The sequence below is a fragment of the Parasutterella secunda genome, from assembly GCF_016901835.1.
GTDB lineage: Bacteria > Pseudomonadota > Gammaproteobacteria > Burkholderiales > Burkholderiaceae_F > Aphodousia > Aphodousia faecavium.
This window is the reverse complement of the sequence record NZ_JACJKX010000003.1, coordinates 1-25,295: the sequence shown is the minus strand read 5'-3', so window position 1 is coordinate 25,295 and position 25,295 is coordinate 1. Positions and strand designations below refer to the sequence as shown.

The 25,295-nt window shown below is 48.6% G+C and carries 22 protein-coding genes; 4 read left to right on the top strand and 18 right to left on the bottom strand.

The window, feature by feature from the left end; translation table 11 throughout:
* Positions 1 to 44: 44 nt before the first annotated feature.
* The 6 genes from gltX to H5985_RS02320 all read right to left on the bottom strand — a co-directional run bounded on the left by gltX (position 45) and on the right by H5985_RS02320 (position 6,476).
* Positions 45 to 1,454 carry a glutamate--tRNA ligase gene (gltX, locus tag H5985_RS02345; RefSeq protein ID WP_205049716.1) on the bottom strand — a complete coding sequence of 470 codons (1,410 nt, stop codon included), beginning with the start codon at positions 1,452 to 1,454 and terminating at the stop codon, positions 45 to 47.
* A 251-nt stretch (positions 1,455 to 1,705) separates the two neighbouring features.
* Complete coding sequence (rplT, locus tag H5985_RS02340) at positions 1,706 to 2,056, bottom strand: 50S ribosomal protein L20 (RefSeq protein ID WP_205049715.1); 351 nt, start codon at positions 2,054 to 2,056, stop codon at positions 1,706 to 1,708.
* Between the two features lie 16 nt (positions 2,057 to 2,072).
* Positions 2,073 to 2,270: a 50S ribosomal protein L35 gene (gene rpmI, locus H5985_RS02335; RefSeq protein WP_022473627.1), complete on the bottom strand. Its 198-nt coding sequence runs from the start codon at positions 2,268 to 2,270 to the stop codon at positions 2,073 to 2,075.
* Between the two features lie 177 nt (positions 2,271 to 2,447).
* Positions 2,448 to 2,969, bottom strand: a complete 522-nt coding sequence (infC, locus tag H5985_RS02330; RefSeq protein ID WP_205049873.1) for a translation initiation factor IF-3 — start codon at positions 2,967 to 2,969, stop codon at positions 2,448 to 2,450.
* A gap of 211 nt (positions 2,970 to 3,180) precedes the next feature.
* Complete coding sequence (thrS, locus tag H5985_RS02325; protein ID WP_205049714.1) at positions 3,181 to 5,094, bottom strand: threonine--tRNA ligase; 1,914 nt, start codon at positions 5,092 to 5,094, stop codon at positions 3,181 to 3,183.
* Between the two features lie 239 nt (positions 5,095 to 5,333).
* On the bottom strand, positions 5,334 to 6,476 hold the full coding sequence (locus H5985_RS02320; RefSeq protein WP_205049713.1) for an iron-containing alcohol dehydrogenase: 1,143 nt from the start codon (positions 6,474 to 6,476) through the stop codon (positions 5,334 to 5,336).
* A gap of 201 nt (positions 6,477 to 6,677) precedes the next feature.
* Between H5985_RS02320 and H5985_RS02315 the strand changes: the two genes are divergently transcribed.
* A complete protein-coding gene (locus H5985_RS02315; protein WP_205049712.1) occupies positions 6,678 to 7,976 on the top strand; it encodes a M20/M25/M40 family metallo-hydrolase in 1,299 nt (432 codons plus the stop codon).
* Between the two features lie 278 nt (positions 7,977 to 8,254).
* Here H5985_RS02315 and H5985_RS02310 read toward each other — a convergent pair whose 3' ends face one another.
* Positions 8,255 to 9,166: a DMT family transporter gene (locus tag H5985_RS02310; RefSeq protein WP_205049711.1), complete on the bottom strand. Its 912-nt coding sequence runs from the start codon at positions 9,164 to 9,166 to the stop codon at positions 8,255 to 8,257.
* A gap of 126 nt (positions 9,167 to 9,292) precedes the next feature.
* Between H5985_RS02310 and H5985_RS02305 the strand changes: the two genes are divergently transcribed.
* The 3 genes from H5985_RS02305 (at position 9,293) to H5985_RS02295 (ending at position 13,208) form a co-directional block, all read left to right on the top strand.
* Entirely contained in the window at positions 9,293 to 10,090 is a 798-nt protein-coding gene (locus tag H5985_RS02305; protein ID WP_205049710.1) for a hypothetical protein, read from the top strand.
* Between the two features lie 283 nt (positions 10,091 to 10,373).
* The gene (locus H5985_RS02300) at positions 10,374 to 11,552 is read left to right on the top strand and encodes a hypothetical protein (RefSeq protein WP_205049709.1); all 1,179 of its coding nucleotides are present in this window, start codon (positions 10,374 to 10,376) and stop codon (positions 11,550 to 11,552) included.
* A gap of 39 nt (positions 11,553 to 11,591) precedes the next feature.
* Positions 11,592 to 13,208 (top strand): gamma-glutamyltransferase family protein, encoded by a 1,617-nt coding sequence (locus H5985_RS02295; RefSeq protein ID WP_205049708.1) that lies wholly within the window; start codon positions 11,592 to 11,594, stop codon positions 13,206 to 13,208.
* Positions 13,209 to 13,334: 126 nt separating this feature from the next.
* On the opposite strand, the gene H5985_RS02290 is transcribed toward H5985_RS02295, so the two are convergent.
* From H5985_RS02290 to H5985_RS02240, 11 genes are all read right to left on the bottom strand, one after another.
* Positions 13,335 to 14,222 carry a hypothetical protein gene (locus H5985_RS02290; RefSeq protein ID WP_205049707.1) on the bottom strand — a complete coding sequence of 296 codons (888 nt, stop codon included), beginning with the start codon at positions 14,220 to 14,222 and terminating at the stop codon, positions 13,335 to 13,337.
* Between the two features lie 118 nt (positions 14,223 to 14,340).
* On the bottom strand, positions 14,341 to 14,838 hold the full coding sequence (locus H5985_RS02285; RefSeq protein ID WP_205049706.1) for a TRAP transporter small permease: 498 nt from the start codon (positions 14,836 to 14,838) through the stop codon (positions 14,341 to 14,343).
* Positions 14,839 to 14,847: 9 nt separating this feature from the next.
* Complete coding sequence (locus tag H5985_RS02280) at positions 14,848 to 16,125, bottom strand: TRAP transporter large permease (protein WP_239481556.1); 1,278 nt, start codon at positions 16,123 to 16,125, stop codon at positions 14,848 to 14,850.
* Positions 16,126 to 16,145: 20 nt separating this feature from the next.
* Complete coding sequence (locus H5985_RS02275) at positions 16,146 to 17,132, bottom strand: TRAP transporter substrate-binding protein (protein WP_205049704.1); 987 nt, start codon at positions 17,130 to 17,132, stop codon at positions 16,146 to 16,148.
* Positions 17,133 to 17,262: 130 nt separating this feature from the next.
* The gene (locus tag H5985_RS02270; RefSeq protein ID WP_275096051.1) at positions 17,263 to 17,547 is read right to left on the bottom strand and encodes a helix-turn-helix domain-containing protein; all 285 of its coding nucleotides are present in this window, start codon (positions 17,545 to 17,547) and stop codon (positions 17,263 to 17,265) included.
* Positions 17,548 to 17,637: 90 nt separating this feature from the next.
* Complete coding sequence (locus H5985_RS02265) at positions 17,638 to 18,978, bottom strand: MATE family efflux transporter (protein WP_205049702.1); 1,341 nt, start codon at positions 18,976 to 18,978, stop codon at positions 17,638 to 17,640.
* Positions 18,979 to 19,065: 87 nt separating this feature from the next.
* Complete coding sequence (locus H5985_RS02260; protein ID WP_205049701.1) at positions 19,066 to 20,643, bottom strand: AAA family ATPase; 1,578 nt, start codon at positions 20,641 to 20,643, stop codon at positions 19,066 to 19,068.
* 26 nt (positions 20,644 to 20,669) lie between these two features.
* Complete coding sequence (locus tag H5985_RS02255) at positions 20,670 to 22,337, bottom strand: M24 family metallopeptidase (RefSeq protein ID WP_205049700.1); 1,668 nt, start codon at positions 22,335 to 22,337, stop codon at positions 20,670 to 20,672.
* Complete coding sequence (locus H5985_RS02250; protein ID WP_205049699.1) at positions 22,337 to 22,642, bottom strand: membrane lipoprotein lipid attachment site-containing protein; 306 nt, start codon at positions 22,640 to 22,642, stop codon at positions 22,337 to 22,339. The genes H5985_RS02255 and H5985_RS02250 overlap by 1 nt, the downstream gene beginning before the upstream one ends.
* Positions 22,643 to 22,689: 47 nt before the next feature.
* Positions 22,690 to 24,012 (bottom strand): DEAD/DEAH box helicase, encoded by a 1,323-nt coding sequence (locus H5985_RS02245; protein ID WP_205049698.1) that lies wholly within the window; start codon positions 24,010 to 24,012, stop codon positions 22,690 to 22,692.
* Positions 24,009 to 25,022 (bottom strand): RNA methyltransferase, encoded by a 1,014-nt coding sequence (locus tag H5985_RS02240; RefSeq protein ID WP_205049697.1) that lies wholly within the window; start codon positions 25,020 to 25,022, stop codon positions 24,009 to 24,011. Before H5985_RS02240 ends, H5985_RS02245 begins: the two co-directional genes overlap by 4 nt.
* Between the last annotated feature and the right edge of the window lie 273 nt (positions 25,023 to 25,295).

Sequence of the window (25,295 nt, the reverse complement as noted above, 5' to 3'; positions counted from 1 at the left end):
TTCAATACTGCCTGACTCGTGGGACTTTCTGTCTAAAGACTCAATTAAATGAGCTTCAGACCGCTTTCAATGTTGGCAATAACCGTGTCTTTGCCGAAAAGTTCAAGCGTCTTATCAAACATCGGCGAAACCTTTTCACCGAAGACAAGCACACGGATCGGAACAGCCACCACCGGCATCTTGATACCCATTTCATCCATGATGCTCTTGAGAACACCGTAGATATTTTCAGCGGTCCAGTCTTCAACAGCACGGGCGCGTTCCAAGAAAAGCTTCACGGCAGCTAGGCTTTGATCATTAGCGAGCACTTCACGCACGAGGGCTTCATCACGCTGCAGCGGACGGTAGAAAATCATGCAATTATCGGCCAGGGCTTCCAGCGTTTCGGGGCGTTGCTTCGTGATTTCCATCACGCGCGCCAAATCGGCGTGGCCGTCGATTACACCGCCTCGGGCTTCGATGCGCGGACGCACCAAGCGGGCCAAGCGATCATTATCAGCCTCGGCAATATAGAGGTGATTTAAGTGATTGAGCTTCTTGGGGTCAAGACAGGCAGGCGACTTCGAGCAGTGACGCAAATCAAACCATTCAGCCAACTGGGCTTTGGTGAATTTTTCATCATTGCCGTGGCCCCAACCCAAACGAGCCAGATAATTGACCAACGCTTCGGGCAAATAACCCTTCTTTTCGTAGTCCATGACACTTGCGTCACCGTTGCGCTTACTTAACTTGCGGTTATCAGGACCGTTGATTAAAGGTAAGTGGGCAAATTCCGGCACCTCAGCGCCAAGAGCTTTGTAGAGGTTGATCTGACGCGGAGTGTTATTGATATGGTCGGCACCGCGCACCACGTGGCTGACCTTCATATCGATGTCATCGACCACAACGGCAAAGTTATAGGTCGGAATGCCGTCGCCGCGCATAATAACGAGGTCATCGAGCTCCGTGTTTTCAAAAGCGATGTGACCGTAGACCATATCGTCCCAGCTTACCGTACCCGTATCGGGATTGCGGAATCGAATCACGGGCGTAACGCCTTCAGGGATGGGTTTACCGACACAGTTTTCAGGGCGCCAGCGGCCGTCGTAGCGAGGCTTAATCTTCTTGGCCATTTGCTCTTCACGCAAGGCTTCCAATTCTTCCTTAGTTGCATAGCATTTATAGGCCAAGCCCTTTTCGAGCATCATGTCGACAACTTCTTTGTAGCGGCCCAAACGATCCATTTGATAGACAGGACCTTCATCGTAATCAAGTTCAAGCCACTTCATACCGTTGATGATCACATCGACAGCTTCCTGCGTGGAGCGCTCCTGATCGGTGTCTTCAATACGAAGCAGGAACTTACCGCCCACAAAATGGCGGGCATAAGCCCAACAATAAATAGCTGTGCGGGCCGTACCCAAGTGCATCATCCCGGTCGGAGACGGGGCAATACGCGTGCGAATTTCTTTCATTTTTGCGTCTAAAAAATAAAAACAGAATTTTTTGATTTTAAGCCATCGTCAGGGTTTCGTCTAGACTGCTCATTGATCGTGACGACAGGGAAAAGTACGAGTTTTTCCACAAAATTTGTTTAAAACCTTGTGGAAAACTTCTGAAAATACAGTTGAAAAGTCGTGAAAAACTGTTTTAAAGCCGGAATGAAAAAAGCCGCAGGCACAAAGTCTTGCGGCTTTAATTCTTTTGAAACTTCGTCTATGACGAATTAGAGGCTCTTCACCTTTTCCACGAGGCTGGCAAAGCCGGCCTTGTCAAAGATAGCCATATCGGACAGAACCTTGCGGTCCAAAGCGATATTGGCCTTCTTCAAGCCGTTCATGAACACGCTGTAGGTCATGCCGTTGGCACGGGCACCGGCATTGATACGAGCGATCCACAAGCGACGGAACACGCGCTTCTTGTTGCGACGGTCACGATAAGCGTATTGACCGGCCTTCATCACCGCTTGCTTGGCAACGCGGAAAACATTATTGCGACGAAGGATGAAACCCTTGGAGAGCTTCAAAATCTTCTTATGACGAGCACGAGCGGTAACACCACGTTTTACTCTGGGCATCTTTCTCTCCTCTTAATTAAGCGTAGGGCAACATACGATGGATGGACTTGCTGTCAGAGTCGTGAATGGTGACCATTCCGCGCAGATGACGCTTGTTCTTCGTCGTACGATGGGAAAGAATGTGACGCTTGGTGGCGTGAGCACGTTTGATAGAACCGCCGGAACGCACCTTAAAGCGCTTGGAGGCAGCCTTCTTTGTCTTCATCTTCGGCATTTGACCGATTTCCTTTTGTTATTAGATGATCACCGGCGCTTTTGCACCCCGCAAAAGACTTGTCGGCCGGATCTCACTTGTTATATGTCGAGTCCCTTTTTGCCTTGTCGCAGCGCATAAAAACACCTGCGAGGGATTCCTAAAAAGAATGACTCGACTTCAAAAACGCGAATAATATTACTTTTTGCGCTTGGGCGCAAGTACCATGATCATCTGGCGGCCTTCAAGCTTCGGAAATTGCTCCACTTGAGCCACTTCTGCCAGATCTTCGCGGATTCGTGTGAGCACATCCTGGCCTAAATCCTGATGAGCCATTTCACGACCGCGGTAACGAAGCGTCACTTTGGCTTTGTTGCCGTCACCCAAGAAGCGGATGAGCGCGCGCAGCTTCGTTTGGTAATCATTTTCGTCGGTGGCAGGACGGAACTTCACTTCCTTGACCTGGATGACCTTTTGCTTAGCCTTCATTTCCTGCTGGCGCTTTTGTTCCTGATAACGGAACTTACCGTAGTCCATCAAGCGGCAAACAGGAGGATTAGCCTTAGCAGCCACTTCCACCAAATCCACCCCCGCTTCTTCGGCCATGGCCAAAGCTTCGGAAGTGCGCACAATACCGATTTGGGTGCCGTCGACACCCGTCAAGCGAATTTCAGGCACGCGAATCTCACGATTGATTCGGTGCGTACGTTCTTGAGCGATGATCGTTCTCCTAAAAACTCAAACTGAATAGTTTTCGCGCTAGACGGCGCGAAGCGCTCACTTTAGCACTTTTTCCCAAAATTTTGGGTAACTGACACGCAAAAAAACAACATTAAGCGTATCAAATCAGGTAACAAACCCAAAAATTAACCCGACTCTAAGTCAATACGCCTAGAGTCGGGTCCGTCTAACGCATTGAGTCGTTTAAGACTTAACCGTTAACTTTCTTGTCGTTTTCTTCGACCACTCGGGCAATGAAATCTTCCAACTTCATGACACCCAAGTCCTTGCCGCCACGAGCGCGAATGGCCACGGTACCGGCTTCTCGTTCTTTTTCACCGACGACAGCAATGTAGGGGATCTTCTGTAAGCTCAATTCACGAATCTTGTAGTTGATCTTTTCATTGCGCACGTCTTTTTGAACGCGCAGACCCGCAGCCTTCATCTTGGCAGCGATTTCATCAACGTAATCAGCCTGATGTTCGGTGATGTTGGCCACGGCCACCTGAATCGGAGAGAGCCACACCGGCATGGCACCGGCATAGTGTTCGATCAGCATACCGATCCAACGTTCCATCGAACCGATGATGGCACGGTGAAGCATGACAGGTACCTTGCGGGAATTGTCTTCAGCGACATATTCAGCACCCAAGCGACCCGGCATCTGGAAGTCCACCTGAATCGTGCCGCACTGCCAGGAGCGACCGAGGCAATCCTTTAAGTGGTACTCAATCTTCGGACCATAGAAAGCGCCTTCACCGGGCAGAATTTCGTATTCGAGCCCCAGATCATCCAGGCTCTTCATCAAAGCGGCTTCAGCCTTATCCCAAGCAGAGTCTTCGCCGATTCGCATGGCCGGGCGCGTCGCAACCTTATAGGCGATGTTTTCAAAGCCGAACGTGTGGTAAACCTCGCGCACGAGTTTGGAGTAGGCTTCGCATTCGGACAGAATCTGATCTTCCGTACAGAAGATGTGACCGTCGTCTTGCGTAAAGCCTCTTACACGCATCAAGCCGTGCAAGGAGCCCGAGGGTTCATTGCGGTGGCATTGACCAAATTCGCCCAAACGCATCGGAAGATCACGATAGCTGCGAAGAGCAGAATTGAAAATCTGAATGTGGCCCGGGCAGTTCATGGGCTTTAAGGCGTAGTAACGGTTTTCCGATTCCGTTGTGAACATGTTTTCACGATACTTGGCCCAGTGACCGGAGCGTTCCCACAAGGAGCGATCCAAGACCTGCGGAGCTTTCACTTCGTCGTAACCGTTATCCTGATAGATCGTACGCATGTACTTTTCGACCTGCTGCCACAGGGCCCAGCCCTTGGCGTGCCAGAAAATCATGCCGGGCGCTTCATCCTGCAAGTGGAACAAATCCAATTCCTTGCCCAAGCGGCGGTGGTCACGCTTTTCGGCTTCTTCAAGCATCGTGAGATAGGCCTTGAGGTCATCTTTCTTTAACCAAGCCGTACCATAGATGCGCTGCAGCATTTCGTTTTTGGAGTCGCCTCTCCAGTAGGCGCCTGCCACCTTCATGAGCTTATGCACCTTCAATTTACCCGTGCTCGGCACGTGAGGGCCGCGGCAAAGGTCGATAAAGTCGCCTTGTTCATAAAGGGAAATGGTTTCTCCCTCAGGAATAGCTTCAATGAGCTCAGCCTTGTACTTTTCACCTTCCGACAGGAAGAAAGCTATGGCGTCTTCGCGCTTCATTTCCTTGCGCACGATCGGGATATTCTTCGCAGCCAACTCATCCATGCGTTTTTCAATGGCCACTAAATCTTCGGGCGTGAAGGGACGCGTATAAGAGAAATCGTAGTAAAAGCCGTTTTCAATAGCCGGTCCGATCGTCACTTGAGCTTCCGGATAGAGTTCCTTGACGGCCTGAGCCATCAAGTGAGCCGTCGAGTGACGAACGATCTCGAGCGCTTCAGGATCCTTTTCAGTGATGATGGCCAATGTTGCATCGTGATCAATCACGGTGGACAAATCCACTAATTTGCCGTCAAGACGCGCAGCGATTGCAGCCTTACCGAGACTGGTGCTGATGCTTTTAGCCACATCGGCAGCAGACAACGGTGCCTCAAAATCTCGTTTGGATCCATCTGGAAGCGTTACGGATAACATTTTTCGATTCCTTTTCTTTCGGTACTAATAAAAAAAGTGTGGCTTTTTTGTAAAGCCACACTTTTAAATTTTGAATTCTTTCAAGCAACACAAGCGGGCTCGTTAGCAAATTGTTAACGAGTTGTCGTAGTTCGAGCGGTATTCAAACAGCTATACACTTGAAAGTTCCTATTAAACTGATGGGCCTATTTTAGTCCCGTCAAAAGTGCTTTGTAAAGCGCAATGCTGAGCATTTTTGCCTAAAAGACACTGCGATAGATGGCAAGAACATCTTCAGAGGTCAATTTTTTAAACTGCCCGATCGTGCCTGTTCTTGCACAGGCGCTCTCGGCACAGGCCTTTAAAGCCTCCTCAGTGAGTCCCAATTGAGAAAGCTTCGAGGGCATTTCCATCGTCTGATAAAACGCCTGCAATTTTTTAATGGCACCTTCGAGCGTTTCTTCTCCCATCACGCTTTGTGCAAAGCGCTGCATGCGGGCGGGATTGACCGAGGCCACGTATCGCAGCCAGGCAGGCGTAATGACAGCTAAACCAGCCCCATGAGTAATCGTGGGATCATAGGCAGAGAGTTCATGCTCCATGGCGTGACAGGCCCAGTCTTCAACCTGGCCTAAACCATAGTAGCCGTTATGCGCCCAACTGCCTACCATTGCGACCTGACACCAGGCATCGTAGTCTTTGGGATTTTCAATAAGTTTGGGACCCATTTCAATGGCTGTACGAATCGCCGCTTCAGCCTGGCCGCTTACAAATTCCACGTGCTCGGTATTGGTGAAATAGCGCTCGAAAATATGGCTGATCATATCCACGACGCCCGCTGCAATTTGATTTTCAGGCAACGTGAAAAAGAGTTCCGGATTCACAACAGAAATCAAGGGACGGATTTTTTCGCTTGCTGTCCCTAATTTCAAACCGTTATGGTTGATTACCATGCGGATAGATTGCTCGCTTCCGGCAGCCGGAATCGTCAAAACACAGGCTACGGGAAGCGCTTCTTTAATAGCGACGCCTTTTGTGAAGAAGTCCCACGCATCCCCCTCGTACTTAGCCCAGGCAGCGGCGACTTTGCAGGTGTCAATGACGCTGCCGCCACCGATAGCCAAAAGGGCATCTACTTGAGAGTCCACGGCGATTTTTTTCACCTTACCGGCAAAATCCAAAGTGGGATTGGGGCGCACGCCACCGATCGTAAAGTACTCAATTCCCACCTCTTCCAACGAACTTTGCACGGCAGAGACCGTGCCGTTACGAAGAGCGCTGCCGCCTCCGTAAACGATGAGCACCTTGCCGATGTTTTCCTTTTGAAGCGCTTGGCCCAATTTTTTATGTTCATCCCGACCGAAGAGAATACGGGTCGGATTACAGTAATTAAAGTTAAGCATGGTGATTCCTATTGAATTTTGAAATACGTAAGCGCAATTTTCTTTGAGCGATATTGTCGCACGGCAAAGTGCAATTTTGTCAAAAATCAACTTGTATACAGACTGAACTAATACGCCAAACAATGATAAAAATAAAACTGTTAAGAAAAAGGCTTCGTTAAAATAATAAGGTTTTAACCCATAAGCTTAAAGGAAATACCCATGAGCACAGAAAAAAAGAATCTTGAACCGGGCTTACCGCCCCTTCTTCCTGAAACGAAAGAAGTCATGGACACGCTGATGGCAGCTGACCTCATTAAGAAGGCCCTGCAATTGGCAGTCGACCAAGACCAACAATGCTTGCAGGAACAAATCGCCATCACCGAAACCCCCTCCTCTCCCTTCGGTGAAGAAATCCGCGGTCAAGATTTCGTTGAACGTTTCACCAAACTCGGTTTGCAAGACGTTCACATGGACGAAGTCGGCAATGTTCTCGGCCTTCGTCCCGGTGTCGGTCCCGAACCGCGCACCAAGCTCATTATCTCGGCTCACTTGGATACGGTTTTTGCCAAGGACACCAACTTCAAGGTTCGTCAGGAAGGGAACAAATTCTATGCTCCTTCCATCGGTGACGACTCCCGCGGTTTGGCCGGTCTCCTGCAAGTCATCCGTATGTTCCAGGAATTGAACATCCAAACCGAAGGCGACATCCTCTTTGTGGCCACGGTCGGTGAAGAAGGCGAAGGCGATCTTCGCGGCGTCAAACACCTCTTCCGTGATCCGCAAGTGGATGTGGATGCGTTCATGTCGCTTGACTGGTGTGATCCGAGTGATGCCATCGTGGGTGCAACGGGAAGCCTGCGCTATCGCGTGAGCTTTGACGGCCCCGGCGGACACAGCTACCTGGGTTTCGGTCAACCCTCTGCCATTCATGCCATGATGCGTGCCGGCAAGGTGCTCTGCGACCTCGAAGTGCCCAAAGAACCGAAGACCACCTACACGGTGGGTGTGGTCAAAGGCGGCACGACCGTCAATTCCATTGCCGCTCACTGCTCAATTGATATTGACATGCGCAGCACGGAAAACGCTTCACTTCAAGCCATCAAAGAAAAGATTCTGCCCTGCTTTGAAAAGGCTGCCGAAGAAGAAAACGCCCACTGGGGTATTACTGATGAAGCCAACAAGGTGAAAGTGACGATTACGCCGATCGGTGATCGTCCGGCTGGCCAACAACCCTATGAAAGCCCGGTTTGCCAAGCAATCCGTGCCGGTCTTCTCGCTTTGGGTCTTCCCCTTCATATGTATGCTTCCACGTCCGGCGACCATAACGTCTCCCTGAGTTTGGGCATTCCGAGCCTCGCTATGGGTGCAGGCGGCCGCAACTGGAAGATGCACACCTTGGACGAAGTCTACGAACACGTGGATGCCTACCAAGGCCCACAATTGGCTTTCCTTATGGCTTGCGCCATGAGCGGTGTGGACGGTATTACGAAGGGTTTCTTGAAAAAGCGCGCCCGTTAATCGAGTAATCACCATCTAGCTTTTGACACCTGTCGGGAGTTTCTCGGCAGGTGTTTTAATTTGAGAGAACTTAAGTTGTGATTAAAAATTTAACTTTCAACTTTAAATTTTCAAAACTCCTTATATATCAATATGATAACAAGGTTTATTTTTAAAAAATCATTAAATTAAGTTATCTATCGACAAACCGATTTCAAACTTTGACAAAGACTATTTCATCTTGCGACGAGTGCTGAAAGTCTATTAGCGTGCTTGCTAAATCTAGGATGAGTCAATTATTAATTTTTCCTAGAAGAGCGCTTTGCAACCGCCTGTATCTTTTTGAAAGTGTTCCAGTGCACGTAACTTTGCAAAATAACCGACGCGCAAATCAGAATCAGCCCCACATAAAACGAGAAATTCAAGTCCTTGGCTTCATTGAAAATGATCATCGCCAAAATGATGCTGTAGACCGGCTCCAAGTTATAACTTAAATTGACTGTAAAGGATGACAGACGTTTTAAGGCCTCAATCTGAAGTGAGAACATGCCTACCGTACAAAATGAGGACAACAACAAAAGATAAATGAAGTCACTCATGGACGGTACGATTGTCGGCACCGGGAAAAACGACAGATAAAGCGGCAAAAATGCACTCATGATCACAAAGCTTGCCGCAATTTCATAAAAAAGAAAGGTCATCAAGGGGTAGTCTGAGCCCACCCGGCGGTTCTCGATAGTCAAAAGTGCAGCGGCAATCGCTGAGAAAATCCCCAAAATGATGCCCGTTTGATAGCGGGCATCAAAATGAAAAATTAAAGCAATCCCTAAAATCGTGAGCAGACTGAAGGCGACTTCCCGAAAGGAAAAGGGACGTTTGCTGCAGAAGGGATCAATGAGTGCGGTGAAAAAACCGACGCTTGCAAAACACACCACTCCGATTGAAACATTGGAATACTTAATCGATCCGTAAAAAAGCAGCCAATGAATGCACAAAAGGAGTCCAACCCAAGCAATACGAATGATGTCTTTAAAGGGCAGACGAATACGACCTTTGGTGACAGCAAGATAAATAAAAAAGAAAACGCTTGCCATCATGACGCGATACCACACAAGAAGTCCCTCGTTTAAGGTAATCAAGCGTCCGAGCACGCCGGTAAATCCCGCTAAAAGGATGGATGCGTGTAACAGAACAAAGGCGTATGAAAGCATAAACTAAAGAAAAGAGAGGTCAAAAAATCGGCGCCAATTGTAGCGCAACCCAAGCTTTTCCTTCAGACAAGCTCCTGCGTGTGATATAGTCAAAGAGTTGGATTTTCCTAAATAAAGGAACATTTCATGAAAAAATCCCAAACTAAACAAACGGCAGGCGGCACACAGTGGTCTGCCATGTTCGGCGATATTTTCGGCCTTAAAGCCCTCGCCGATAAAAAAGGCCGTCGAGACAAAAAGCGTATCCCCTGGCAATGGGCCTTGTGGGGAGCGCTTCTTTTTTTCATCGTAGGTTATTTACTACCTACGGATTCAATCTGGATATTATTGGTTGCGGTCGCAGCCGCCGTGATTTTTTACTTTGCTAAAAGCACTGAAACGGTTGAAGAGCAGGTTCTGCTGCTAACCGATAGCCGCACACCGGCTCAAAAGGAAGCACACGCCAGACGCGAAGCACAAAAAGCGCAGAGAAAATCGGCCCAAACCAAGCGTCCGGCTAAGCGCCAGAGCGCTCGGACTCAACAAACCCAAGCGCCTGCAGCAGAAGCTCAAGTCGCTGAAAAACCCACTTCAACACAAAGTACCAAGGTCAGAAAACCCAAGGCTCCCCGTCGCAAACCTGCTGTGAAACCGGCGTCCGTTGCCCGGACTGAATCGCCCGTTGAAGCTCAACCTCAAATCACCGAGGTTAAACCTGTTGCAGCAGAGGCGCCTGTAGCGGAAGTCGCCCCTGCGGTCCGAGAAGAAAAAGAAGTCAAAACCACGGCTCGTAAACCTCGTGCTCCCCGCAAACGCAATACAAATGCTGAAGGAAAGAAGACGACAACGCGCAAGCCCGCTGCCAGACGCCCGCGCAAACCTAAAACTGCTCCGGCTCTGACGCAACCGCAGACAACCACCGCACCAACAGAACAGAAAGAGTAATTCCTTGTTTGAAATTTAACAATGTGCCCCAAAGTCTTATAAACAGATTTTGGGGCATTTTTTTGACAATTAAAGCAGACATTTTTAGAGCAAAACGTACCCAAAATATTTCCTTTTTCCCGATTCTTAGGGCTACCGAGCAGACAATCAGGAAATTCCCTTAGAGCGTAATGCTTACAAGTATCAAAAAAGCTTTCGGTAAAGACGTTTTCTGCACTTTCAGATGGGCAAAATACAAGAATTAGTTTCACACTTTTTTAACTGAAAATGAAAGGAAGCTCTCATGTTTGAAGGCATGCTTTTTTACATTTTTGTCTGCTTGGCGTTTTTTGCCATCGGCGACTTTCTGGGTGTGGCCACGAAAGCAAAACTTTCTTCTGTTTTCGTGAGCCTTTTATTGTTCCTTGTGTTTTTCATGGCCGACTGGATTCCTGATGATGTCATTAATCAGGCCGGTCTCACTCAAATCGGCAAGTGGGCCGTGGGCTTTGTGGTTTTCGGCATGGGTACAACGATCAATATGCGTGAACTCATGGCTGAATGGCGCACAGTGGCCACTGCCTGCCTTTCGATGGCTGTGATTTGGCTCGGCATGATCGTCTTGGTGCCCCTTATCGGCTACAACGAAACGATCGTCGCGATCCCGATTATTAACGGCGGTATCGTCGCCACGCAAATCATGACCTCGGCTGCCATGGAAAACGGTCTGGAAATGGCCGCTGCTTTGGGCACGATTTTGTATGCCGTGCAAAAGTTCTTCGGTACGCCTTTTGCTTCCTATTTCGGTTTACGTGAAGCGCGTGAAGTGCTTGCCGTTTACCGTCAAACGGGTGTTAATCCCAATAAGCCCGTTGCCAAACCCGGTGAAGAACCCAAGCCCACCTTTGCCGAAAAATACAAGAAGTATTACGGTCAATTCGTCTGCTTGGGCATCATGGCCCTTTTCTCCTGGGTTGCTTCCGGTATCGGTCAATTAACGGGCCTGAGCTACACCATTTGGTGCTTGGTGTTGGGCGCTGTGATGGCCACGACGGGCTTGGTGCCGAAAAACATTATGGCTCAAGCCAAGTCCGGCGGTATCTTTAACGTCGCCGTTTTCGCCTCCATTATTCCGAGTTTGGCAAAAATCGACTTTCATGAATTGTTGGTTTTGGGCTACAGCACGATCATCGTCTTCGTTGTCGTTTTTGTCCTGCTTTATGTCTGCTTTGCCATTTTGCCCTTGTGGAGAGTGCAAGGCCACAAAAACGTTGCTTTGGGTGTGGCAGCCGCTCAACTTTTGGGCTTCCCCGCGACTTACCTCATTGCCAATGAAGTCGCCACGGCTGCGGCTGAAAATGAAGAAGAAAAACAAGTCGTACTCGATGCGATTATGTCGAAGTACCTTGTCGCCGGTTTCACAACCGTGACGAGCGTTTCGGTCATCATCGCCGGTATCTTTGAAACCTTCATCACCCCGTAATGAATTGATTTGACACTAACGAAAGGAAAGGTAAGCATCATGTTTAAGTTTGACGCACAAGACTATCCATACGCATCCAAACGCCATGTTGTGTACGCCAAAAACGGCATGTCCTGCGTGGGTAACCCCTCAGGCGCTGCCGCCGGTCTCAAAGTCCTCTTAAAGGGCGGCAACGCTATTGACGCTGCTGTTGCCGTAGCCTGCGCTCAACCTGTGGTTGAACCCACAGGTAACGGCTTGGGTGCCGACTGCTTTGCTCTTATTTGGTACAAAGGCAAGCTCTACGGCATTAACGGCTCGGGGCCCTTACCCATGGCAGCCTCCATTGCTAAACTCAAAGAACGCGGCTTTGAAAGCATTCCTCCCTACGGTGTCGAACCGATCGATGTACCGGGTGCTGTAGGCGGTTGGATGGCCATGCACGAACGCTTCGGCCGTCTGCCTTTGGAAGAAGTGATGGCTCCTGCCATTGATTACGCTGAAAACGGCTATCCTGTTTCGCCCAACATCAGCCGCTTGTGGGAAGAAGCTTACAAGAATTACAGCAAATATCGCGATCGTCCTGAATTCAAGGGCTGGTTTGATACTTTTGCGCCGAACGATACGTGGTTGCGCCCAGGCGATGTCTTTAAGAGCCACGACATGGCTGAAACGCTGCGCGAAATTGCCCGCACGAAGGGTGAATCCTTCTACCGCGGTGCATTGGCCGAAAAGATCGATGCTTTCATGAAAGAACATAACGGGTTCTTATCTAAGGAAGACTTGGCTGCCTACCACCCCGAATGGGTTGAACCCTTAAAGACCGATTACCGCGGCTACGACGTTTGGGAAATTCCGCCCAACAGTCACGGCATCACGGTTTTGATGGCTCTGAATATTTTGAAGGGCTTCACGTTCGGCGAACGCGATACAATCGATACGCTTCATAAGCAAATCGAAGCCATGAAGCTTGCCTTTGTCGATACGATGGAATACGTGGCTGAACCCAGCCATATGATCGTCACGTCCGAGCAATTGTTAAGCCAGAAGTACGCCGATGACCGCAGAAAACTCATCAAACCCGATTCTGCGATCATGCCTGAAGTGGGCGATCCGCGCTACAGCTCCACGGTTTACTTTGCCACGGCTGATGCCGAAGGCAACATGGTGAGCATGATTCAAAGTAACTTCCGCGGCTTCGGCTCCGGTATCGTAGTTCCGGGCACCGGTATTTCGCTCAATGACCGTGCTCAAAACTTCCGCTTCGATGAAAAGCATCCCAATGCTTACGAAGGCGGCAAGCGCCCGTATCACACGATCATCCCGGCCTTCATCTCCAAGGGTGACAAGCCGATTTCTGCGATGGGCATCATGGGCGGCTGGATGCAACCGCAGGCTCACCTGCAGGTGATCATGAACATGATTGATTTCCACTTAAATCCCCAACAGGCGCTCGATGCTCCGCGTTGGCAATGGATCGGCGGCAAGAAGGTGGAAGTCGAGCACGACATGCCCAACCACTTAGTGCGTCTGCTGCAACGCATGGGCCACGACATCGTGGTTCAACCCGACCCCTATCACATGGGCCGCGGTCAAGTGATTTTGCGTGATCCGGAAACGGGTATTTTGTGCGCCGGCACTGAAAAACGTACCGACGGTCAAATCGCAAGTTTCTAATCACGCATTCAGTTTGATTTGAAACCGTTTGAGGTGTTACCGTCCAAGGTGACACCTCAATTTTTTAAACTGGTTGTCACACAGACACGCCGAGTCAAAGACCGAAAAAGTCAGATAACGAAAGTTCTAAACATTTGCTTCATAAGGTGGCACCTCAATCCCTATCATATAAAATGCCCCTTCCACTTTATGGATTGCGTGAGGGTCACCGATCCAGGCGCTACCCCGGGAGTCGAGCTTTTTAGCCTTTGAAATAGCATCGGCAACGAGCCATGACGCCCGATAGTTACTTAACGCAAATGTCCTTTCTTTTAGCGGGCGCTTTTTAATCAGATCAAATACAAGAAAAGTATTGTCACCCCATGAGGGGTTTCTACCCATCTCTTTTTTATTCTTGCCCCACCCCAGAACGCAACCTAAGCGAAGTTCTTCAGGTAATGCAATCCCCCTGCTTAGGCAATATTCACGAATGAAATAGCAAAGTGCGGCGGCAATGCGGCTGTCATAAGTCAGAAAGTTCGGGATGAGCGTGGCATAAATGCGAGAGAAAAATGCCGTGCAACGGGGGCCTCCGACACTACCGAACGTGTCCACCTCGGGCGAGTCTGAGGACAACTCTCTGACCGCACAAAGAATACTTTCGCACAGATACTGAGTTTTTTCTAACGTCGGTAAATTACTTTTAGCGAGGTTTTCGCGGGTGGCAAACATCTTTTTGACGACCTCTATAAACCCCTTGTCGTCAAACTTATAAAGCGCTTTTCTCAGGGGGTCTTCGCACTCGAGGATCGCCTGCTCAAACTTAACATTCGGCGATTCCTGAATGTACTGCTCCCAAGCATCCTGAATACTTGTAAAGCAATACTCAATCTTGGGACGATGAAGCTGCGTGAGATAAGGCGGGTCAAACACGCGTCCGGCCAGCCATCGGGCTAAATAGGAAGTAAAACCGTCAACAACGGGCAAAGACAGATAATGTTCGCGAGCGGGCGGCAAAATACAAGTCTCCAACATAATGCACTACCTTTTTATTGCAATAATGTTTTTATTGTATACGGCGGTCTTTGTCAAAAAATACGCAGCTTTTGCCCAAAAATACAATAAGTTAGCCTCTTTTTAATTACGAAAATTTTCAGTCTAATTCAAAATCGTCGTAGTGCCCACGAAGCGCAAGAAAGAAGTCTCGGAGCGCATAACAGGTCATGAAAAAGGCGCTCACAGGGACGGCTGCGTAGGCCACCTTTACCTGCATCCACGGAATCGATTGCATGTAGGCCTGCGCTCTCATCACCCAGACCCAACCGTAGTAGCAAATGAGTGCATAGGTGGCAAGCTCTATGGCGCAGACTAAAATGCGGCAAATTCTCCCCGCGTTACCTTCGAGCCGCTCGGTCATCACTTCCACCACGAAATGGTTGCGTGTCCGCACCAATTCCTGCGCCCCCAGAAAGATCATCCATATGAGGCAAATCTGAATCCAGTCGTCCGTTTGAGTGAAGTTATAAATGGGCACAAAACGCACAAAAACGTTGGCTAGGAACATGATGACAATGGCACCCAATGCCAACACACAAATCAAGCGCGTGAGGCGGCTTACCCAATGATCGATCGTTTTTAATACTTTCAACATGACGCTCCTCTACCCCACAATGCCTGCCAGTCCCAAGGAAAGCCCCGGAATAAAGGCCACCGCAATCGCCACCAAAATCATGATCACTACGTAGCCCAAGGCGTGCTTGGCAATTTCCATCACTTTTTCGCCTGTAATCGAAGCCATCACATAAAGATTCAGTCCCACAGGGGGCGTAAGCACCCCCACGGCCAACGCGATACACATGACAATGCCCAATTGGATTAAGTCATAGCCGAAGCTCTTTGCAATCGGCACAAAAATCGGAACCGTAATAAGAAGGATCGCCGTCCCCTCCATAAAGCAGCCCATGATCACGAGTATCGCAATAATGATTAAAAGCACAACCGCCATGGACGAGAAGGTAGTCGAGACAAAAGCAATCGTCTGCTGCGGGATACGCGTATAGAGCAACACATATTGGAAAAAGCCCGCTGTAGCGATCACAAACATCACCTTCGCTGTCTGCTCGACCGTATTCCAGAGAATGGAGGGAATATCTTTGAGTTTTAACGTCTTAAAGACAAAAAGACCGAGAATAAACACGTAAAAGGAAGCCACCGCAGCCGCTTCGGTTGCGGTAAAAAGGCCGGCGAACATGCCGCCTATCACAATCACCGGTGTCAGAAGCGACCAAAAAGCGTCTTTAAACCCTACCCAGCGCTCGGCCCACGTAGCTTTAGGCGTAACCGTGTAGCCTTCTTTTTTACAGACGTAGGAAGACCAGAGCATAAAAGCCAAACCTAAAAGTAGCCCCGGGACAGTCCCTGCAGCGAACAGAGCATTGACGCTTGTTTGAGTGAGACCGGCAAACAAAATTAGGGTAATCGAAGGCGGAATAATGGGACCTAAGGCGCCGCCCGCGGCAATCGTAGCGCAACTGAAAGCCCGGTCATAGCCTGATTTTGTCATCTCGGCAATCGCAATCATGCCGATGCCGGCTGCGCATGCTGCGGCCGACCCCGACATCGCCGCCATCACAATACAGGCCACAATGGCGGCATTGGACAGACCGCCCGCTTTATGCCCCAGGCAGACACGACCGAAACCGAAAAGGCTTTTGGAGATGCCGCCCACGCTCATGAGGTTACCCATCAGCAGGAAAAACGGAATCGACATTAAGGTGATGCCCGAGACCTGAGAGAACATTCGCTGGGGCACAAGAAAGAGCCGCGAAGCGTCGCCCCCTGCCATCAAAAAGGTGGCAATTGAGGCAAAGCCCATCGTTACCGCCGTGGTGACTCCCAATAGAAGCAGCACGAGCACGCCGGCAAAAATCGCAAACATCACCATAATCGAATCGCTTCCTATTGACCGGCCTTCACAGCGTTTAAGACTTCATCCATAGCTTCTTGACCTGCCAACTGGGCAACCTTTTCGTAGGCAGGCGCCATCTTGTTCACAAAAGAAGCACGATCAGGATAGGTGACATTCATCCCCTTTTTCTTGAGTTCCTCAACCACCGCACTTTCGCCTTCGCTGATCATCTTGCGTGTGAGATTTTGAGCGTTGACGGCCTCTTCTTTCAAAACCTTTTGTTGTTCGGCTGAGAGTCCCTCATAGAGAGTTTTATTAATCAAAAGCACCTGACAGTCAAAATAGTGATTGGTCATGGCCAATTGGTTTTGTGTTTCAAAAAGGCTGTCGGCCAAAATCGTGAACACCGGGTTTTCTTCACCCACAACGACACCCTGCTTGAGCGACGTATAAAGCTCGGAATAGGCAATGCTTTGCGTATTGGCGCCGATTGCATCAAAGGCCGCCAAAAGGCCGGTCGCAGGCGGCACGCGGATTTTCACACCTTTGAGATCTTCAGCGGAATTTACCACCACGTCCTGAGTCGTGGTTTGTCTGAAACCGTAGTCAAACATGGATAGACCCACACAGTCGTGAGCCGCGAGTCCCTTATTCATCCAGGGCATTACAAAGTTATCAATGACTTTGTGGGCTTCATCGTAGCTTTCAAAGAGGAAGGGGGCCGTCATGGCGTTAAGGCGCTTATCGTACATCGCCATATTGCCCAAAGAGACCACGGCCATATCGAGCGCACTCATCGTGACCTGTTCGGCTAGAGCAGGCTGATCACCCAATTCTCCCGAAGGATACACTTCAACTTTCAATTCCCCTTTTGTCCGAGCTTCAACATTCTTGGCAAATTGAAGAGCGGCCGCATGATGGGCATGACTTGTGGCGGCCGTGTGCGCCAAACGAATGGTTTGGGCAGCCTGTGCGGAAAACGCCGCAGCAACAAGACAAGCGCCTGCGACAAACATAGCTTTGACAGCGGTTCGCATAAATTGAATCCTCCGGGAAGAATGCCGACTGAAAATATTATCTCTTAAGTATAGCGGTCCGGTGCACTTTTAACCGAGTTCTGCGGACAATTCCCAAGATTGGCAAGGCAGTGTCAGTTCAGAAAAGCTCTTATTTGAATAAGTTCTCTACTTTTGACAACCGACGTTTTCCTGTTGCGCGCTGTCTACGTTTCGGCTTCGGTTTAAACAAATCCAATTTTTCTTCAAGTTGGAACAGTTCATCAAAGTCTTGAGCACAGTTTAGTGCGATGGACAAATTAACGAGATGTTTTAACGAAATCTCGCCTTCTGCTTCAAAGCGTCTCAACGAGCCTAGGGAAACACCTGAGCGCTCAGAGAGCTGTTCCTGAGTCATGTTCCGGTCCAAACGGACGTGTTTGAAACGCTCAGCCATTTCCAAACGAATATCTTTGGGCGGACGAAGATTGTTAATTACGCTCATTTTAACAGTTAATGTCATTTTTAATGGCTTATTATTCGTATTTTAGTATTTATAGTTTTGAACAGAAATACGATAATTCAATTCATTTCTGAAATGCCACAAGAAATAGCCGCAGACACAAAACGCTCCGACTTCAGCCAAAGGCTGAGCACACTGAACACCTAAAAGTCCGATCTGAGAAGGCAAAAAGAAAATTAACGGTAAGAAAAAGAGTCCTTGGCGAGTGGCAGCTAAAAGCGTCCCGATGGCTGCGCGCCCCAAAACCTGATAGGACATGTTGCCAATGACATTGACAGGAATAATCAAAGCGGCCGAGCAATGAAGCTTCAAAGCTAAAACGCCTATTGCGAGAACTTCCGGGTCATTCGTTTCAAAAAAGCTCACCACCTCTTCGGCAAAAATAAATCCGATTGACCCCAAGACAGCCATCATGACCATCCCTATGGTGATTGTTGCATCAAGCGCCGCTTTGGCTCGGGTAAAAAGCTTGGCCCCCCAGTTGTAGCCCAACACCGGCTGATACCCTTGCCCCAGACCGATTAAAAAAGCGTTGGTGATCATCATCACACGACCGACAATACTCATAGCGGCAACGCCCGCATCGCCGTATTGACCGGCCATCAGATTTAAGGCGCTCGCCGCAACAGCACCTAAACCGTTGCGGGTTAAGGAGGGCATACCGTTTTTAAATATTGATGCGTATAGACTCGGTGACTTGGAAACAAAAGCCCAATGCATCTGCATCGTGCCTTTTCCTCTCAAATAGTGAGTAAGCAGAATTAAAAACGAAATGAATTGGCAAAGCGCCGTTGCCCAAGCTGCCCCTGCGATTCCCCAATTAAAAACAAAAATGAAGATCGGACAGATCGCAATATTGAGAATACCGCCCACACCCAATCCAATCATGCCGATCACGGCCAAGCCTTCGGAGCGCAAAAGATTATTAAGAGTAAAAGACGCAGCCATAAAAGGCGCCGCTAACAGTATGACTTCGGAGTAGGTCTCCGCATACGGCAAAATGGTTTGTGTGGCTCCCATAATCATCATGAGAGGCTCCATGAGCACAAAAGCGATAAGGCCGAATACGGATGCAAAGACCAGACTCAGAAAAAGTCCAGAAGAAGCTAAAGCATTGGCTTTGACGTAGTTTTGAGCACCTAAAAGACGGGAGGTTTGCGAAGCACAGCCCTGACCGATCATGATACCGATTGCCTGAATGATGGTCTGAAGCGCAAAGACGACCCCCATAGCACCGACGGCAGAAGTGCCTAAATAGGACACATAGTAGGTCGATGCCGTGTTATAGAGCGCAGTCACCAACATCGAGAGCATCGTCGGGATGCCCAATTTCAAAACCAAACCTGCGACCGGTTCCCGGGTCATTTTTTGGTAGGTCCGGTTTGCTGTGTTTTTGACTGAATCCTCATTAGTCATAAGTCGCGATCCGAGTCTTCAACTTCAGCGCTTTGACTATACGCATTGCCAAGCCGTAAACTTTCTATCTTCTTCAGAAAAAACCAGTGCTACGCGAATCAGTTCGTTTAAAGTCGACTGTTTGCCATAACGGTTTGCCTTAAGTTGCTCCAGACCTTGACTCAAGAGCGATTGAACCTGACTGTTGCGATGCGCAAATTTAAACTCAAAAACCCAATGACGAGTACCGATCTCTACTTCCAAATCGCTTCGGCCCAAAGCGTTATGCACTTCAACTCTCGGCAGCATCGCCGCACCGATTAAAAGAACTTGCAAATAGGCTCGACAGGTTGATTCATCCGTGATCGGATAGCGAGAATAGTCAATTGAAGTTACGGTCTTATTGAATACATCAATAACGTCTTCAACGCGACCGCTTGCCATTACATCCGCAATCAAAGGACCGCGGGAATGCTCAAGGGGGCGACCTTTCAACAACTCGTCGGCATAAAGCTGAGCCATCGAGACAGCTACTTCTTTATTGGGGTAAGTGAGCACGGCATAGCCGTTTTTTAAAACTTCGCTGATCGAGAGGTATCCTGCTTGAGTTAATAGAGCATCCAGACAAATTTCATCATATTGCCTGGCCGTGTTTAAATCCGAAAGTCGAATGAGTTTATCCTCGGCATAGTCAACCGGCTTTTCCAAGGCGTGATTAACCAGGAATTTCAACAACACTGTCGGTTGTCCGCCGCTCTTATACCAATAATTCTGAAAACCTAATTCCGGATAATTTAAAAAATTTAAAACTGACCAAGGACAATAAACATGCGTCTTCGCCGAAGAATCAAAACAGAATCCGTCATAATGGAGTTTTAGCTGATCCAAAAGATCCTGTTCGGACACCTTCAGTTTTTGAGCCGCCGATGTCAGGTACTCTGAGAAATTTTCGATTATTTCTTCCTGCGTATATCCCAACAAAGTCCCGAAGATCGGATTCATCGAGATGTCCTGCAAATTATTAAATGCAGAGAAAATACTCGTGTTACTGAATTTAGTGATGCCCGTCATAAAGAAAAAGCGCAGGCATCCCTCATTGGATTTCAAAATCGCGAAAAACTGAGACAGAATGTCTCTGACTTGGTTAAATTGAGAATCATCGTGCAGTCTTTCTGTCAGAGGTGCGTCATACTCGTCAATCAGTATGACCAGCGAACTGGTCTCAAGCGTTTGAGTCCAACTGTCTAACTGAGCCAAAACTGAGGTACGAGAGGCGTCATAGCGGAAACCCAAAGGATAAAAAGACTCTTGAAGATAGTTAAAGAAGGCCTCCCGGAAAAATTCCACACTGTCATAGCCCTTTAATTTTGAGAAATCCAAGCGTACGACCGGGTAAAGCTTATCTTCCCAAAGGTCTTCAATCGCCAAACCCCGGAAATTCTGAAGACCGGATTTGAATAACGACTCAAAGGTTGAAATTAACAAGGACTTGCCGAAACGTCTGGGACGAGCCAAAAAAATTTTCCCACGACCCTTTGCTAACTGGAAAATCAAATCCGTTTTGTCAACGTAGATTTCGTTGTTTAAACGCAAGGCTTGAAAATCTGATGTGCCCAACGGTAACAGTTTCGGCATTATTTTTTCCTCAAATTCAATCCTCTTCATTGTAGCAATAACGTCGTGTCAATCTTGCATTGTGTGAGCGTCTCAAACCCTAAGAGATTTTCAGCCTTTTGAACACACACGAGCATATTTTCAATGCGAATACCCCATTGGCCGGGCCGATAGATACCGGGCTCATCGCTTACGATCATGCCGGGTTCAAAGGGCGTCATCGTCCCCTCTCGCTCGCGAGGGGAAATACTCGGAGGTGTTTCATGCACATTGAGCGTCAAACCGATTCCGTGTCCTGTTCCGTGACCGAAATCCGCCCCGATGGCGTGGATGGGCGCTCGGGCAATTTTGTCGAGCTCAAAACCCGTTGTCCCCGGTTTAAATGTTGCTTCAGATAAGGCCTTCATCGCTTTATAAACTGCCGTGTAATCACGCTTTAACGCCTGTAAGTCTGCACTCGGATAGTCTTGGGAATCACCTAAAAACCAAACCCGTGTAGTATCCGTTGTCCCCTTATCGTAATGGGCGCCGGAATCAACAAGTAAAAGGCAAGGCGGCTCAATCGGGGCACCGAGGCCGGAGATCGGTTCATAGTGAGGCAATGCGGCATTGGCGTTAACCGCTGCAATTGTGCCGAAACTCTCTCCAATAAAACCGGGGATAGCCGATCGTTTCTGATGCAAAATATCCACCGCATCGTTTTCCGTGAGGCGCTCCCCTCTTGCCAGTCTATCTTTGATTTCTTCGATAAAGTCTTCAAGCGCCTGCCCGTCGGCTTTCATGACTTCTTTTAAACCCGCAATTTCCTCAGGTGTTTTAACGGATTTCCAAAGAGCAACCGGGTGCTTGCAGGGTTTAAAACGATCGTGGATCAGTGTGAAGACTTTCGCATTTAAGTCCTCTTCTCGAGCCCAAATCGAGGCGTTCATTTTCGATAACTCGTCTTCGAAAGTCTCGTAAGGCAAAACACGCCAGCCGGCTCTTTGCAGATGTAAGGTGATTTCTTCGGTTAGTGCCTGGGTATGAACAAAAAGACACGCCTCACGTTTTGAGACCAAAGCCCAACTTAAAAAGATCGGATTAAATTCAATATCTGAGCCTCTCAGATTCGTCAACCACGCAATATCATCCAGACGCGTCAATAAAAGACTGTCTGAGTCGGCAAAACCGTTTTGCGATTGAAGATAGCTCTGCAGGCGTTTGAGTTTATCGTGGGCTGAAACCGAACTCGCGTGATGAATATAGAGGCCCTTGATCGTACGATGCGGGCGATCGGTCCAAAGGTGGTCAATTTCGGATGGCTGAAAATCAACAACAGCCGAAACACTTTCCTTGAGTTTTTTAAAAGTTGTCGAACTCACTGACTCCAACGCAACGGCAAGAGTCATTTGTGTGTGATCGAGTTGAGATGCGAGCCACTTATCGGGCGCAGGGACATCCTCTTTTCCTTCTCTCATCAACACGATGCCACTGTCATTGAGCTCAAGTGCTGCCTGCTCCCAGTAGCGCGAATCAGTCCATAAAAGCGCCTGATGATCGGTCACGATTAATTGAGCGTTTGAACCCGTAAACCCAGAGAGAAAAGTTAAAAATTTGTCCGCTTCCTGGATGTATTCCGATAAATGCGCGTCGGATAAGGTGCAATAAAAAGCATTTGCGCCAAGGCGGTGCATCGCTTGGCGCAGGTTTTGAAGACGTTGATTAATAAAAGACATCAGTAGGCCTTCCTTACCGTAATGGAGACATCAGAGGCAAGTGTGTCGTTGATGCGAACATCCTCACCCATGTTCACGCTCTCTAAGCGCCAACCGGCATCGCGCAATTCGTTTAGCGTTGTGGAAATTTCCAAATCGGGACAATTAAACGGCACAACGCTTAAGGTATCGGAGCCCTTCACAGGGTTGACAGCTGCACAAGTCGTTCGCTGCCCGAGCGGCGCATCAAAAAGCGGATCACTGGGACTATTTGAACAACCTGCAAGCGCCAGAGTCAGAGTCAAAATAAAAATTACTTTTCTCATGATTTTTTTCAGTCGTCATCGGTAAGCATTGTATCGAGAATTCTGTTCTAAAAATCAGGCATTAGGTATTCAAAAGAGTCTTTTTGGATAGAAGACTTATTGTCACGATCCGGCGAATTCTTTTTAAAGTCCTTCCGCGGAGGTCGGCAAGCTTTCGACTTTCGGTCACGTACCGATTTTTTAAAACTTTTTTGATCATCAGACTCTCTTTGTTTTTGCTCCCGACTTTGAAGCGTTTCAAAGTAGGCCTTAAACTTTTCAGGTGTTTCAAGATCCGGTCTTTTTTTCAGAAGCGATCCGATTGCCTGAAATCTGTAGAAATCTTTTTCCCCTACAAGCGAGTAGGCTAAACCGGCACTGCCCGCTCGGCCGGTGCGACCGATCCGGTGAATGTAGTCGTGGGGATCAGCCGGTAACTCGTAATTGATCACAACGGGAAGCGCTTTAATATCCAGACCGCGGCTAGCTAAGTCCGTTGCCACTAAAACGCGAAGGCTATGGTTTTTAAACGCTTCAAGGATTCGGATGCGTTGCGCCTGAGTCTTATCACCATGCAAAGCGTCGACCGTGAAGCCGTCTTTTTTCAAATGAGCCGCAAGTTTTGCAGCCGAGGCTTTCTCACGCGTAAACACCAACACCTGCTCGAGGCCGTTATCAACAATTAAGTCGCGCAAGAAAAGGGCTTTTTCGCTCGTCGGCACCTGAAAAAACGTTTGATTGACGCTAGCTGCATCACGATTGGCATTGATTTCAATTAAAAGCGGCTTTCGTAAAAGCGATTGAGATAAAAGATGAATGTCGTCTGAGAGCGTTGCCGAAAATAAAAGCGACTGACGCTTTTGTGAGCAATGCGAAAGAATCTTTTTAATATCCGGCCAAAAGCCCATATCGAGCATTCTGTCTGCTTCATCAAGTACCAGATATTTAATTGAATCCAGACTCAGGTTTTGTTGTCGGATGTGATCCAAAAGACGACCGGGCGTGGCCACGAGGATGTCGGGTTTTGACTGCAGCGCTTTCATCTGGTGAACGGGACTCACACCTCCGATTAAAAGCGCACCGCTTTTGGAGACACTGTTTCCGAAAAACTCGACGTTTTCAAAAATCTGAAGAGCCAATTCACGGGTCGGTGCCAAAATCAAAGCCAAGGGGAAGCCACTCTTACCCTTTTCCTGCGTGAGTCTTTGAAGAATCGGCAGTAAAAAAGCGCCTGTTTTGCCACTTCCTGTCTGAGCAATGGCCATCACGTCGCGCCCCTCTAAAACAGACGGGATAGCTTTTTGTTGAACAGCGGAAGGCTCCTGCCACTTCTTATTTTTTACCGCCTCACAAAGCGCAGAAGATAATCCTAAATCGTGAAATGAAGTCATACCTGACCTTCCTTTTCTTGGCTGTAGCGGCTTCTTAATTGTCCGCAACCACCCTCAACATCCTGAGCAGCCGAGTGCCTGAATTTGGCGAGCACCCGAACGCGTTTTAAATAATCAGCCATTTCCTGACAGCGAGACCACTCGGGGCGCTCAAACGTGCGATTCTCAACCGTATTGACCGGAATGAAATTCATGAGAGCGTACTTGCCCTTTAAAAGCCCGGCAATCGATTCGAGTTCATCATCACCGTCATTAACTCCTTTAATCAGGGTCCATTGATACTGAATCGGATAGCCCGTTTGGCGGGCGTACTGCTCGGCCTGATCAATGAGCGACTCAATTGCAATTTTCCCTGCTCGGGGCAACAATTTTCTGCGTTTATCCTCAATCGTTGAATGAAGCGAGATGGCTAAAGCAGGTTTTACTTCTGAAGCCGCTAGGGCATCGAATACCCGCTGATCGCCCACGGTAGAGAGCACCAGATTTTTGTGCGGAATCTGACTGTATCGACCCAGAAAATCAATGGCACGCATCACGTTTTTTAAGTTGTGCGAGGGCTCGCCCATGCCCATAAAGACCACTTTTCTAGTTTCAGGGCGAAGCTTTCTGGCATGCATCACCTGAGCGACGATTTCAAGATCGGTGAGCTGTCGGATGAGCCCCGACTGCCCGGTCATGCAAAAGACGCAGCCTACGGCACAGCCCACTTGCGTGGACACACAAACGCCTTCACGGGGCAGTAAAACGCTCTCGATTGTGTGGCCGTCAGTGAGTCTAAAAAGTAATTTAAGACTGGCTCCCTCCTCACCCTCGTCCTTTGCGACGACGGTGAGTACTTGATTTAACTCGTTGCGGAGATCGGCAAGCGCATCACGAACCTTTTTGGGAAAGGCGAGATCATTTTCTGATGGCCAAGCCACAATCCCCATCATCGCTCGATAGAGGCGTTGAATATGCTGCGGTTTAGCTCCCAGTGACAGAAGCTTTTCGTTAAGGGTCTCTAGCGTCATGAATATAAACTAAACAACTCCCCTCTAAAGAGGGAAAATTTCTTTTGACCAAGCACGAACTTTTTCACCCGCCCCCATTAAGAATCTCTTCTCAATAGGGCTACAGATGACTGTCACCCGTACCACAAAAGATTGCAAGACGAACCCTCTCCGGCGTCGCAGCATTCGGCTCCGACGCAAATGGCTGACAATTGTCCCCATTACTCGATGGTTTTAATATCACATACCCCGCGTCTCTCAGGAGCTGTTTCGCACCTTCCAGAGTCTTTATCA